Origin of the sequence: Micromonospora sp. CPCC 205561 (assembly GCF_036906775.1) — a bacterium.
In the GTDB taxonomy this organism is placed as follows: Bacteria; Actinomycetota; Actinomycetes; order Mycobacteriales; family Micromonosporaceae; genus Micromonospora.
Genome location: NZ_JBAKHV010000097.1, coordinates 1 through 10,639, shown reverse-complemented (window position 1 = coordinate 10,639; position 10,639 = coordinate 1). Strand labels below are relative to the sequence as shown.

The following is a 10,639-nucleotide window of genomic DNA, read 5'->3' as shown; positions in this document are numbered from 1 at the left end:
GGCGGCCGCCGGCGGCCGGCAGGGGCCGGCCGGCCGCGTCTGGTCGAGCCCGCCCGCGGGCCGGCCGGCCTCGGGGCGCAGCGCGGACGCGCGCGGGCGGGACGCCGATGGCTGACCGGCGGACCCAGCTGGTCACCCGGGTGCGGGGCATGCTCGGCGAGGCCCTCGGCACGACCCGGACCCGCCTCTCCACGGCACAGGCCGAGCTGACCACGGCCCGGGAGCGGATGGCGAAGGTGCGCCGGGCCGCGGCGGTCGTGCCGGAGCGGGTGGGCGCGCAACGTGACCGCCGGCTGGCCGAGATCGACGATCGGCACGCCGCGCGGATCGCGGAGCTGGCGCGCCGCGCGGCGGACGCGGCGCGGCGGGAGGCGCCGGGGGCCGCCTCCACGGACTGGTCGCGGTGGCGTCCCACCCCGGCCCGCCGGGCGGAACCGCCGGGCGCCCTGCGCATCGGCACGGTACGCATCCCGGGCGCGGAACCGGTGCCGGCGCTGGTCCCGCTGCTCGACGCCGGACACGTCGAGCTGACGGGGGACGACCGGGAGGGCTGCGAGGCGGTGGTGTCGGCGCTGCTGCTGCGCGGCGTCGGCCGCGCCGACCCGGGAGCCGTCCGCTTGGTCGGCTACGACCCGGAGCACCTCGGCGGGGGCCTGGCCGGCTTCGCCCCGCTCGGCACCGCCGGGCTGCTCACCTTCGTCGGCCCGGGCGGGCTGGCCCGGCTGCTCGACGACCTGGTGGAGCAGATCCGCCGGATCAACGAGACGGTGCTCGCCGGTGAGCACACGTCGCTGCGCGAGCTGGCCGCCTCGACCGGGCGCCGTCCCGAGCCGTGGCGGGTGGCGGTGCTGCTGGGCGGGGACGAGCTGTCCCGGCACGAGCGCGGCCAGCTCGACCGGGTGGTCCGCACCGGTGCGGCCTGCGGCGTGCACCTGGTGGTGCGCGGGGTGGACCTGCCGGAGGACCCCACGGTGACCAGGGTGGGCGCGCACACCGACGGCGCCCACATCGGCGGGCCGGCCGGCCTGCCCGTACGCCTCGATCCGCCGCCCCCACCGGCCCTGGTGACCCAGACCTGCCGGGAGGTGGCGGCGCGGGTGAACGCCGGCCCCGCCCCGACCCCGTTCACCGACCTGCTGCCGCCACCGGAACAGATGTGGCGGGAGGACTCGGCCACCGGGCTGTCCGCGCCGATCGGCGAGGGCCCGCACGGCCGGCCGGTGCTGCTCACGCTGGGCGACTATCCGCCGCACGCGCTGATCGGCGGTCCGTCGGGCACCGGCAAGACCAACCTGATCTTCGCCTGGATCGGCGCGCTCGCCGCCCGCTACTCCCCCGCCGAGCTGGAGTTCTATCTGCTGGACTTCAAGGAGGGGGTGTCCTTCGCCCGGTTCGCCCAGGGCCGGCGGGACCCGAGCTGGCTGCCGCACATGCGGCTGGTCGGCATCAACGTCAACACCGACCGGGAGTTCGGCCTGGCGCTGCTGCGCTTCCTGGCCGAGGAGCTGCGTCGACGGGCCGACGCCGCGAAGAAGCACGAGGTCACCAAGCTCGCCGAGCTGCGCGCCGTCGACCCGGGCGGGCACTGGCCGCGCATCGTCGCGGTGGTCGACGAGTTCCAGATGCTGCTGGCCGGGCGGGACGTGGTCGCCCGGGAGGCCGCCGACCTGCTGGAGGACCTGGCCCGCCGCGGCCGGTCCCAGGGAATCCACCTGGTGCTCGCCTCGCAGGACGTGCGCGGCATCGAGGCGTTGTGGGGCCGCCCGGCGCTCGTCGCGCAGTTCACGCTGCGCATCGCGCTGCCCAAGGCGCTACGCATCCTCGCCGAGCGCAACGACGCCGCCCAGTCGCTGCCGCGCCACCACGCGGTGGTCAACGCGGAGTCGGGCATGGCGGAGGGCAACCAGGTGGCCCGGATCCCGTCGGCCAGCGACTGGGAGACCTGGAGCGAGTTGCAGCACCGGCTGTGGCGGATGCGCCCGCAGGACGCCGCCCCGGCCCGGCTCTTCGACGGCGACGCGATCCCCCGGCTCGCCGAGGCGCCGGACTTCCGGGCGCTCACCGCCCCGGAGACGGGGCACCCCCGGGCACCGGTCGCGCTGCTCGGCGAGATCATCGACGTGCAGGCCCGCTCGGCGGCGCTGCGGCTGCCCCGGGCCCCCGGCCGGAACCTGGCGGTGCTCGGCACCCGGGTGGACGAGGCGTGTGCGGTGCTCGACGCGGCGGCCCGCTCGCTGGCCCGGCAGCACCGTCCCGGCACGGCCCGGTTCTCCATCGCCTGTCTGGACCCGGACGCCGACCCCGCCGCCCGGTCCCTCTACGAGGACCTCGCCGACGACGCCGCCTGGTACGACGAGGAGACCGTCGGCGAGCTGATGGCCGAGACCGCCGAAGGCCTGGGCGCGCCGGGCACGCCGCACTACCTGCTGCTGTTCGCCGTGGACGCGGCGGCCGGGGCGCTGGCGGCCCGGCTCGGGCGGCGTACCGGGCTTGAGGAGCTGCGCCGGATCCTGCACGACGGGCCGGAGCGGCACACCCACGTGCTGGCGTGGTGGCGGGGCGTCGCGCGGATGCGCGCCGACCTGGGCGGGCCGGCGGCCCGGACGGACCAGATCGGCGCCTGGGTGGCGCTGGACGCCCACGGCGGCGAGCTGGGCTCGTCGCTGTATCCCGGCACGGGCGGCCCCGACTGGTATCCCCGGCCCTGGCGGGGGCTGTTCTTCGACCGGGCGGTGCACCGCACCGGCCAGGTGATCATCCCCTACGGGCCCGCGCGATGAACGAGCCGGTGACCAGCGAGTCGTACGCGGCCCAGATCCGACGGCTGGCGGAACTGAGCGCGCGGGTGCGCGCCCAGCGGGCCGAGGCGCACGACTGGCACGCCCAGCAGTGCGCCGCCGCCGAACGGGCGGTCGCCGAGGCGGAGGCCGAGCTGCGGCGCGCCGAGCGGGAGCTGGTGGACGCCCGGGAGGAACAGGAACGGGTGGACGCCGAGGTGGCCGACCTGTGGCAGCTGCTGCGTGGCCGGCTCGGCGGGGCGGGGCGCCGGGCGGGCGGGCCGCCGGCCCCGGTGGCCGGCGCGACGGGCGACCCGGGGCCGCTGCTGGCCGGGGTGCGCGACCTGCTCAACCGCACCCGCCAGCCCGGTGACCTGCCGGGCTCGGTCAACCCGCTGCTGGCGTTGTGCGGGGTGGCGGGCGCGGTGCTCGCGTACGCCCTCGGCGGTGCCGCCCGGGCGGCCGGCGACCGCTACGGCGGCGATCTCGGGGTCGGGCTGCCGGTGCTGGCCCTGGTCGTGACGCTGCTGGGCCCGCTCGTCGGCCTGGTGCCGGCGAAGGTGCTGGCCGACCGGCGGCACGCGGTGCTGGGCCCCCGGCCGATGACGGTCGTGCTCGTCGCCGGCCTGGTGACCACCGTCGCGCTGCTGATTGCCGGCCGCTGATCCGCCGTCGCGCCGCCGGCCACCGTCGCCGGGGCTCCCCGCCCGGTGCGGGCGAAGGTCGCCGCAGCGCGTCGTCGATCCGCCGGCCCGCCGTTCGTGTAGAGGGAGGAGGCCGGACGACGCCGGCCCCACCCGACGACAGGGAGCGTACGATGCGGAACTTCGTGCTCAACGTGATCCAGCCCGACGGGGACGCCCCGCCCCCGCCGGAGTTCCTCGAGCCGATCATGCGGGACGTCGAGGCCGTCAACCAGGAGATGCGCCGCTGCGGCGTCTGGGTCTTCGGCGCCGGGCTGGAACTGGCGCACACCGCCCGGGTGGTCCGGGTCCGCGACGACGAGACGTTGCTGACGGACGGCCCGTTCGCCGAGGGCAAGGAGCACGTCGGCGGCTTCACCGTGATCGCCGTGCCGGATCTCGACGCGGCCCTGGACTGGGCGGGGAAGCTGTCCCGGGCGACCACCCTGCCGATCGAGGTCCGCCCGGTCGCGGCGGTCGAGCGCGCCTGAGGCGGCCCTCTCCGGTACGTTCGCCGGGCCGTGCCGCGGTAGGCACGGCCCGGCCCGGAGTCCCCGGGTGCCCCCGGAGTCCCCGGGTGCCACTCAGGCCGGGACCAGCACCGCCTCGCGCAGGAGGCGGCGGGCCAGCGTGAGCCGGTCGGCGTCGTCGTCCAGGCCCGGCAGGTCGCCGACCCGGACGCCGTCGGCGTCGAGCAGGGCCCGCACCGCCGGCGCGCACGACGCCGGCAGGGTGATCGTGCGGTCGAAGAGCACCAGCGCGACCGAATCCCCCTTCGCCACGAGCCGCCAGCGCAGGCCGGGTCGCGGGGCGAGCCGGCTGTCGGCGTCCAACACCGCCAGCGCGGCGGCCTGCGCCAGCGGCCGGATGGGCGCGGGCCGGGCGGCCGGCCAGGCCCGCTGGCGCAGCCGGGCGGCCACGGCGGCCGGGTCGGCCCGCAGCAGCCAGTCCCGCAGCGCCTCCACCGTCTCGGTCAGCTCCGGCTCGATCGCGTCCGGGTCGGCCACGTCGGTGCCGAACGGCAGGGTGGCCCGCAGCCGCTGGTCCTCGACGGCGAGGGCGAGCAGCTCCTCGACCATCGCGTAGCGGGTCAGCGCCCGCACGCCGACGGTCAGGTGCAGCGAGCTGGAATCCTGCGCCTGCGCGCTGTGCAGCCAGCCGCGCGGCAGGTACAGCGCGTCGCCGGGGGCGAGGACCACGTCCAGCGCGGCGGGCCCGTCGGCGGTGGCGGCGACCTCGTCGGCCCGGCCGCCCCACGCCTGCCTCTCCAGCGGGTCGGGCAGCACCGGCGGGTGGATGCGCCAGTGCTTGCGGCCGTCCACCTGGAGGACGAAGACGTCGTGGGTGTCGTAGTGGGTGGCGAAACCCTGGTTGCCCGGCGGGGTCAGGTAGGCGTTGACCTGCAACGGCTGCCCGACGGCCGTGCCCAGGTCGCGGGCGAAGTCGATCAGGGCGGGCCAGGTGCGGTGCAGCCCCTGGAGCACGAGGGTGGCCCCGCCGGCGTACAGCTCCAGCACCCGCTCGTCGAGGACCTGGTCGCCGATCTCGGCCCCGGCGCCGCCGCCGCCGGTGAACCGGGCCGCCGGGACGAGCTGCCCCTCCTTGGCGACGCGCAGGAACGGGCTGCGCAGGCCGCGCCGGCTGAGCAGCTCGTCGGCGTCGGCGGGGCTGAGCAGGTCGGTGAAGCCGGCCGGGTCGGGCAGCTCGGCGGCGCGGGAGAGCAGCGGCGTGCGCCCCCAGTGGGCGGCGGCGAACTTCGCCGGCTCGACCGCCACGCAGCGGGCCAGCGCGGCGGCGGCCGGAGACGGAACCGCCGGGCGGCCGTGGCCGCCCGGCGGGTCGAGGTGTGTCATGGCGGATCCGTCAGGACGCGCTGCCGTCGGCACCGCCGTCGTGCTGGCCGGGGGTGGCACCGCCGTCGGCGGGACCCTCCGCGCCGCCGTCCGCGCCGCCGTCCTGCTGGCCCGGGGTGGCACCGCCGTCGGCGGGACCCTCCGCGCCGCCGTCCGCGCCGCCGTCCTGCTGGCCCGGGGTGGCACCGCCGTCGGCGGGACCCTCCGCGCCGCCGTCCGCGCCGCCGTCCTGCTGGCCCGCGGTCGCTCCGCCGTCGGCCGGGCCCTCGAGGCCGCCGCCGCTGGTGGTCTGCATGTCGTCGTCGTTGAGTGCCATCGGTGCTCCCTATGTGCCGCCCCGCCGTGCGCCGGGGTCCGTCGTGCAGCGGGTGGTACCCCACGCGCGATCTTCTCTAACCCCACCGTAGACGTCCTTTCCGGTCCGCACGGGTGGTTCGCCGTGGCGCGCCGCCGACCGGCGGAGGGGCACCGGCGGTGCCAGGATGGTCCTTCCGTAGCAGACCGCGGGTTTCGCCGGACGAGGAGGTGACGGCCCGGATGATCCTGATCGGGACCTCGGGATGGCAGTACCGGGACTGGCGGGGGCCCTTCTACCCCGCCGGGCTGCCGCAGCGGCTCTGGCTGGAGCACTTCGCCGCCCGGTTCGCCACGGTGGAGGTGAACAACGCCTTCTACCGGCTGCCCGAGCGCGACACCTTCGCCGCCTGGCGGGCGCGCACCCCCGACGACTTCTGCCTGGCGGTGAAGATGAGCCGCTACCTCACCCACATCAAGCGCCTGCGCGAGCCGGCCGAGCCGGTGGCCCGCTTCCTGGCTCGGGCCACGGCCCTCGGCGACCGGCTCGGTCCGGTGCTCCTGCAACTGCCGCCCAACCTGCCGGCCGACCCGGCGGCGCTGGACGCCACGCTGCGGCTCTTCCCCGCCGACGTGCGGGTGGCGGTCGAGCCGCGGCACCCGTCCTGGTGGACCGACGCCACCCGGGCCGTGCTGGAGCGGCGGCGGGCCGCGCTGGTCTGGGCCGACCGGCTCGGCCGGCCCGTCGCGCCCCGCTGGCGCACCACCGACTTCGGCTACCTGCGCCTGCACGAGGGGCGGGCCAGGCCCTGGCCCCGCTACGGCCGCGCCGCGCTGGCCTCCTGGGTGCACCGGCTCGCCGAGGGGTTCGGCGCGCACGAGCCGGCGTACGTCTACTTCAACAACGACCCCGGCGGCGCCGCCATCGTCGACGCGACCGCTTTCGCCGCGCTCGCCCGCCGGGCCGGCCGGCCGGTCAGCCGCGTGCCCGGGACGCCCCCGGCGCCCGAAGAGGGGTCCGCCGGGGCGGGCGCGGCCCGCCCCACCGCGGGTGGGGCGGGCCGCACGTGACGTGCCGGCGTCAGGGGATGATGCGGGCCATGTCCCGGGGCATCGTGGCCTTCACGTCCTCCCACTCGCCCTGGGTCACGTGCCGGCGCAGCGTGTCCAGCACCACCTGCACCACGCGCTCCGGGCCTCCCTCGGCGTCGTACGGGAAGCCCTGCCGGACCTCCAGCAGGAAGTCGTCCCGGTTGAGCTTGATCGGCACGTCCATCGGCTTCCAGCCGTCGAAGTAGATCCCGCGCACCAGCACCGGCAGCTGCGCCGCGAACTGCACGCTCTCCTGCACCGGCATCCGGTCCCGTAGCAGGTGCAGCACCGTACGCAGCGCGCAGTAGGACTGGTTGCGTCGTTCCTTGGGCCAGCCGTAGGCCTGCTCGATGTCCTTGAGTATCAGGTTGGTCTTGTCCATCGAGGACTCGAACGCGGAATGCAGCTGCTCAGCCATCTGCCCACCCCCGTAGGTCGGTCTCCCACCGCAGGTCGTCGTCGCGGCGTGGCGGCCCCACCGGGCCACGCGGCTGCCGGGTCGGACCGACCCGGGCGGGGCGCGGCGCCCCCCGCGCGTCGCCGGGCGCGCCGACGACGTGCAGCACGGCGCCGGGGCGTCGACGTGGAACCACCCGAAGCGTCATCTGCCGCCACCTCCGTGGTGTCGCCCGTGCGCGGTCACGGTGACCGCACGCACCGTCCATGCTGCGCGGCGACGGGGTGAGCGGCCCTCACCCGCAGCGGGTGAAGGACCCCGGCTCAGCCGGCGTCGAGCAGCCCGGCGAGGGTCGCGGCGTTGGTCTGCGCGAAATCCCGGTAGCAGTTGTTTAGCAAAACGTGGGTCTCCCCGGTGGAGTCGGCCAGCTCGCGCAGCTTCGGCGCCCAGTCGCGCAGCTCCCGGTCGGAGTAGCGGTAGCCGAACTTCTCGTGGATGTCGCGGCTGGTCCACTTGTCGCTGTGCCCGTGGAAGCGCACCACCGCGAGGTCCGCGGTGGCGGCCAGCACCGGCGGCACCGACGAGCGGTGCCCCTGGGGCATGTCCACGCAGACGTACGCCAACCGGTGCTCGCGCAGGAAGGCGAGGGTCTCGTCGGCGTTGGCCCCGTCGAACCAGGAGGCGTGCCGGAACTCGTAGACCGGGCGCAGCGGCGCGCAGCGCTTCGCGACCTCCAGCAGGTACTGCTTGTTGTCCCGCCTGATGGTGAACCAGGGCGGGAACTGGAACAGCAGCGCGCCGAGCTTGCCCGCCTCGACCAGCGGGTCCAGCGCGGCGAGGAAGCGGGTCCAGACCTCCTCGTACGCCTGCGGCGGCAGGTCGTCGGGGTAGAGGTTCTTCTTGTCCGTGTCCGGCCGGAGGTCCTTGTAGAGCGCGCCCGGGCGGGTCGGGTGCCCGGTGAGCAGGCTGAAGGCCTTGACGTTGAACGTGAAGCCGGCCGGGGTGCGCTCGGCCCACAGCCTCGCCGTCCGTTCCGCGGGCGGCGAGTAGTAGGTGGCGTCGACCTCGACCAGCGGAAACTGGCGGGCGTAGTACGCCAGGCGTTTCTCCGGCGTGTCCGCGGTCTGCGGATACCAGCCGGAGTCGAGCAGCGTACGGTCGGTCCAGGAGGCGGTGCCGACCCTGATCTCACCCACGGGTGGATCTCACCGCGTCCCGGACCGACCGGCGACCGACGGCACGGTTCAGGCCGCCCGGCGCTCCCGGTTCTGCTTGCACCGCACGCAGGTGGTGGCCGAGGGGAAGATCTCGAGCCGCTCGACGGGGATCGCCGAGGTGCAGCCCTCGCAGAAGCCGTAGGTGCCCTCCTCCAACCGGGCGAGGGCGTGCTCGTACTGGGCGCGCCGGTCGAGGATGGTGCGCAGCAGGGACTGGGCGGTGTCGCGCTCCGCCGTCTTGGTGCCGCTGTCGGCCTGGTCGTCGCCGGCGGTGTCGCCCACCTCCACCAGCCGCAGTACCTGGCTCTGCAGCACCGCCTGCTCGTACTCCGCGGACAGCTCGTCGTAGCGGGCCTGCAGGGAGCGCCGGATCTGGTCGATCTCCGCCTGGGATCGGCCCGTACCGACCGTGTCGTGGACGAGCATCGCTGCCTGCCTTTCTGGCCTCGTGGTTCCGGCAGGGCGCCGGGTGCGTGGGCCCGGGCCGTGGTGGTCTCGGCACGGGTGGATCACCGCGCCTTGTGAGCCGGGCGAGTACCCCCGCGCGACGGCGGTCAAACCAGCGAATTTTCGGACTCCGGTGTCAGTACGGCGGCGGGGACTCCACCAGGGCCGGATGACGGGGATCGTCGGCGCGGACCACGACGTCGGCGAAGGAGGCGGGGGCGACCTCGTCGGCGTACCGGGCGAAGGCGGGCAGCGTCCAGCGCAGCGCCGCGTCGGTGCGGCGGGCCAGGGCGGCCGGGGAGAGCACCAGGTGCACGGTGAGGTCGAAGGGCAGGCTCCCGCCGAGCAGCAGTGCCCCGCTGACCAGCAGGACGCCGCCGGGCGGCAGTTCGACGTACGGGACACGGCTGGCGCGGTCGGCGCGGGCGTCCCAGAGGGAGGGCAGCACCCGCCCGGTGCCGCCGGGGCCGGCGGGATCGAGCACCTCCCGGCGTAACCCCGGCTCGTCGACCCAGCTCTCGTAGTACGCGTCGGGGTTGTTCCGGCCGTGTTCCAGGCGCAGCGAGGCGGGCCGGAGGAAGTCGGCGGCGCGTACGTGCAGCGCGGGCCGGCCGAGCGCGCGCAGCGGATCCACCAGCGCGGCGGCCAGCTCGTCCGGGCCCGCCGCCGGAGCGCCGTCGACGGCCACCCGGGGGCGGCCGGCGGGGTCGGTGCCGGCGAGGCGCTCGGCCAGCTCGGCGACGAGCCGTTGCGGGGAGATGGGGCGGATGCGCATCAGACCATCGTGCCCGGCCGGCCGGGGGGCGGCCCCGGCGGTCGGGGCCGGGGCCACGGCGTCGTCGGGGTCAGCCGCTGCGGTCGATGGTGACGCGGGCGTCGTCGGCGAGCCGGTAGCCGACGCCGTAGACAGTGGTGACCAGCGGTACGTCCACGCCGACCTTGCCGCGCAGCCGGCGGACGTGCACGTCGACGGTGCGTACGCCGGCGTGCTCGTAGCCCCAGACCGCGTTGAGCAGCTGCAACCGGGTGAACACCCGGCGGGGGTGGGCGACCAGGTGCAGCAGCAGGTCGAACTCCAGCCGGGTCAGCGGCAGGGGCTCGCCGTCGCGCAGCACCGATCGCGACGACGCGAGGATGTGCAGGGCGGGCACGGTGACGGCGACCGGGCGGGACGGCGCGCGGCCGGCCGGCACCGGATCGGGGCGGCGCTCGACGGTGGCCGCGGTGATGGTGCCCTCGCCGCCTTCGAGCATCTCCCGGGCGGCCTCCAGCAGCCGCCGGGCGGGCGCGGTCAGCGACTCCTCGGACGCCAGGGGGATGTTCAGGGTCACCGTGAGCATCGGGGCGACCGCGTTGGCGGGGCGGCGCTGGCCGCCCGGAGGTCGACCCGGGACGGCGGGCTGGGACGTATGCCATCCGGCGCGCGACGAGGCGGGGCTGACCGACATGGTCCTCCTTGGCTGGTCCGGGTAATCCCCACGGCCCGGGACGCCGCTTCATCGATGCTTCCCGGCGCCCGCGCGAGGGTCAAGGGGCGGATGCGTTGCATGACTGTGACAATTGACGAACGCATCGGAGCCGGATGCTCGCTCTGCGTACGAGGCCTGATGATTACAGCAGAGCCGCCGAGTTGACCCGATACGGGGGGTGCCCACCGGTTCGCCGTGGTCGGCGGCGGGGCCGGCAACGGGCGGGCCGAGCCGCACCGGCGCGGCGGGCGGCGGGCGCGGGTGCCCCCGGGGGCGGTACGCGGCGTACCGGCCACGGGACGCCCGGCGCGCGCGGCGGCGCGGCGCACCCCGAGGGCGGGGGCGCCGCGCGCGGCGGGGCCGGCGCCGGGGTCAGGGCCCCCGGGCGGTCTCGCCCCCCGGCTCGGCGG

The 10,639-nt window shown here is 76.4% G+C and carries 11 protein-coding genes; 4 read left to right on the top strand and 7 right to left on the bottom strand.

All coding sequences use genetic code 11. The features are described 5' to 3' along the window. Positions 1 to 107: 107 nt before the first annotated feature. The 3 genes from V6V16_RS27360 to V6V16_RS27350 all read left to right on the top strand — a co-directional run bounded on the left by V6V16_RS27360 (position 108) and on the right by V6V16_RS27350 (position 3,951). A complete protein-coding gene (locus V6V16_RS27360) occupies positions 108 to 2,780 on the top strand; it encodes an FtsK/SpoIIIE domain-containing protein (RefSeq protein WP_334566748.1) in 2,673 nt (890 codons plus the stop codon). After that, positions 2,777 to 3,442, top strand: coding sequence for a hypothetical protein (locus V6V16_RS27355; RefSeq protein WP_334566746.1), 666 nt, complete (start codon positions 2,777 to 2,779; stop codon positions 3,440 to 3,442). The genes V6V16_RS27360 and V6V16_RS27355 overlap by 4 nt, the downstream gene beginning before the upstream one ends. Before the next feature lie 152 nt (positions 3,443 to 3,594). After that, positions 3,595 to 3,951 (top strand): YciI family protein, encoded by a 357-nt coding sequence (locus V6V16_RS27350; RefSeq protein ID WP_334566744.1) that lies wholly within the window; start codon positions 3,595 to 3,597, stop codon positions 3,949 to 3,951. A gap of 93 nt (positions 3,952 to 4,044) precedes the next feature. Here V6V16_RS27350 and V6V16_RS27345 read toward each other — a convergent pair whose 3' ends face one another. Together V6V16_RS27345 and V6V16_RS27340 are read right to left on the bottom strand one after the other, a co-directional pair. Further along, positions 4,045 to 5,313: a cupin domain-containing protein gene (locus V6V16_RS27345; protein ID WP_334566742.1), complete on the bottom strand. Its 1,269-nt coding sequence runs from the start codon at positions 5,311 to 5,313 to the stop codon at positions 4,045 to 4,047. A gap of 10 nt (positions 5,314 to 5,323) precedes the next feature. Continuing rightward, complete coding sequence (locus tag V6V16_RS27340) at positions 5,324 to 5,629, bottom strand: hypothetical protein (RefSeq protein WP_334566740.1); 306 nt, start codon at positions 5,627 to 5,629, stop codon at positions 5,324 to 5,326. Positions 5,630 to 5,850: 221 nt separating this feature from the next. Here V6V16_RS27340 and V6V16_RS27335 point away from each other — a divergent pair, with 221 nt between their 5' ends. Further along, positions 5,851 to 6,678, top strand: a complete 828-nt coding sequence (locus V6V16_RS27335; RefSeq protein WP_334566738.1) for a DUF72 domain-containing protein — start codon at positions 5,851 to 5,853, stop codon at positions 6,676 to 6,678. A 10-nt stretch (positions 6,679 to 6,688) separates the two neighbouring features. Here V6V16_RS27335 and V6V16_RS27330 read toward each other — a convergent pair whose 3' ends face one another. From V6V16_RS27330 to V6V16_RS27310, 5 genes are all read right to left on the bottom strand, one after another. Continuing rightward, on the bottom strand, positions 6,689 to 7,117 hold the full coding sequence (locus tag V6V16_RS27330; protein ID WP_334566735.1) for a DUF2267 domain-containing protein: 429 nt from the start codon (positions 7,115 to 7,117) through the stop codon (positions 6,689 to 6,691). A gap of 302 nt (positions 7,118 to 7,419) precedes the next feature. Beyond that, positions 7,420 to 8,292, bottom strand: a complete 873-nt coding sequence (locus V6V16_RS27325; protein WP_334566733.1) for a DUF72 domain-containing protein — start codon at positions 8,290 to 8,292, stop codon at positions 7,420 to 7,422. Between the two features lie 48 nt (positions 8,293 to 8,340). Continuing rightward, entirely contained in the window at positions 8,341 to 8,739 is a 399-nt protein-coding gene (locus tag V6V16_RS27320) for a TraR/DksA family transcriptional regulator (RefSeq protein WP_334566732.1), read from the bottom strand. 157 nt (positions 8,740 to 8,896) lie between these two features. After that, positions 8,897 to 9,535 (bottom strand): uridine kinase, encoded by a 639-nt coding sequence (locus V6V16_RS27315; RefSeq protein ID WP_334566729.1) that lies wholly within the window; start codon positions 9,533 to 9,535, stop codon positions 8,897 to 8,899. A gap of 70 nt (positions 9,536 to 9,605) precedes the next feature. Continuing rightward, positions 9,606 to 10,208, bottom strand: coding sequence for a winged helix-turn-helix domain-containing protein (locus V6V16_RS27310; protein ID WP_334566728.1), 603 nt, complete (start codon positions 10,206 to 10,208; stop codon positions 9,606 to 9,608). Between the last annotated feature and the right edge of the window lie 431 nt (positions 10,209 to 10,639).

Bases quoted from the DNA above. Each gene is read 5' to 3' on its own strand.
- V6V16_RS27340 (WP_334566740.1), bottom strand. From the start codon at position 5,629: ATGGCACTCAACGACGACGACATGCAGACCACCAGCGGCGGCGGCCTC.
- V6V16_RS27320 (WP_334566732.1), bottom strand. From the start codon at position 8,739: ATGCTCGTCCACGACACGGTCGGTACGGGCCGATCCCAGGCGGAGATC.
- V6V16_RS27360 (WP_334566748.1), top strand. From the start codon at position 108: ATGGCTGACCGGCGGACCCAGCTGGTCACCCGGGTGCGGGGCATGCTC.
- V6V16_RS27335 (WP_334566738.1), top strand. From the start codon at position 5,851: ATGATCCTGATCGGGACCTCGGGATGGCAGTACCGGGACTGGCGGGGG.
- V6V16_RS27350 (WP_334566744.1), top strand. From the start codon at position 3,595: ATGCGGAACTTCGTGCTCAACGTGATCCAGCCCGACGGGGACGCCCCG.
- V6V16_RS27330 (WP_334566735.1), bottom strand. From the start codon at position 7,117: ATGGCTGAGCAGCTGCATTCCGCGTTCGAGTCCTCGATGGACAAGACC.
- V6V16_RS27345 (WP_334566742.1), bottom strand. From the start codon at position 5,313: ATGACACACCTCGACCCGCCGGGCGGCCACGGCCGCCCGGCGGTTCCG.
- V6V16_RS27355 (WP_334566746.1), top strand. From the start codon at position 2,777: ATGAACGAGCCGGTGACCAGCGAGTCGTACGCGGCCCAGATCCGACGG.
- V6V16_RS27310 (WP_334566728.1), bottom strand. From the start codon at position 10,208: ATGTCGGTCAGCCCCGCCTCGTCGCGCGCCGGATGGCATACGTCCCAG.
- V6V16_RS27315 (WP_334566729.1), bottom strand. From the start codon at position 9,535: ATGCGCATCCGCCCCATCTCCCCGCAACGGCTCGTCGCCGAGCTGGCC.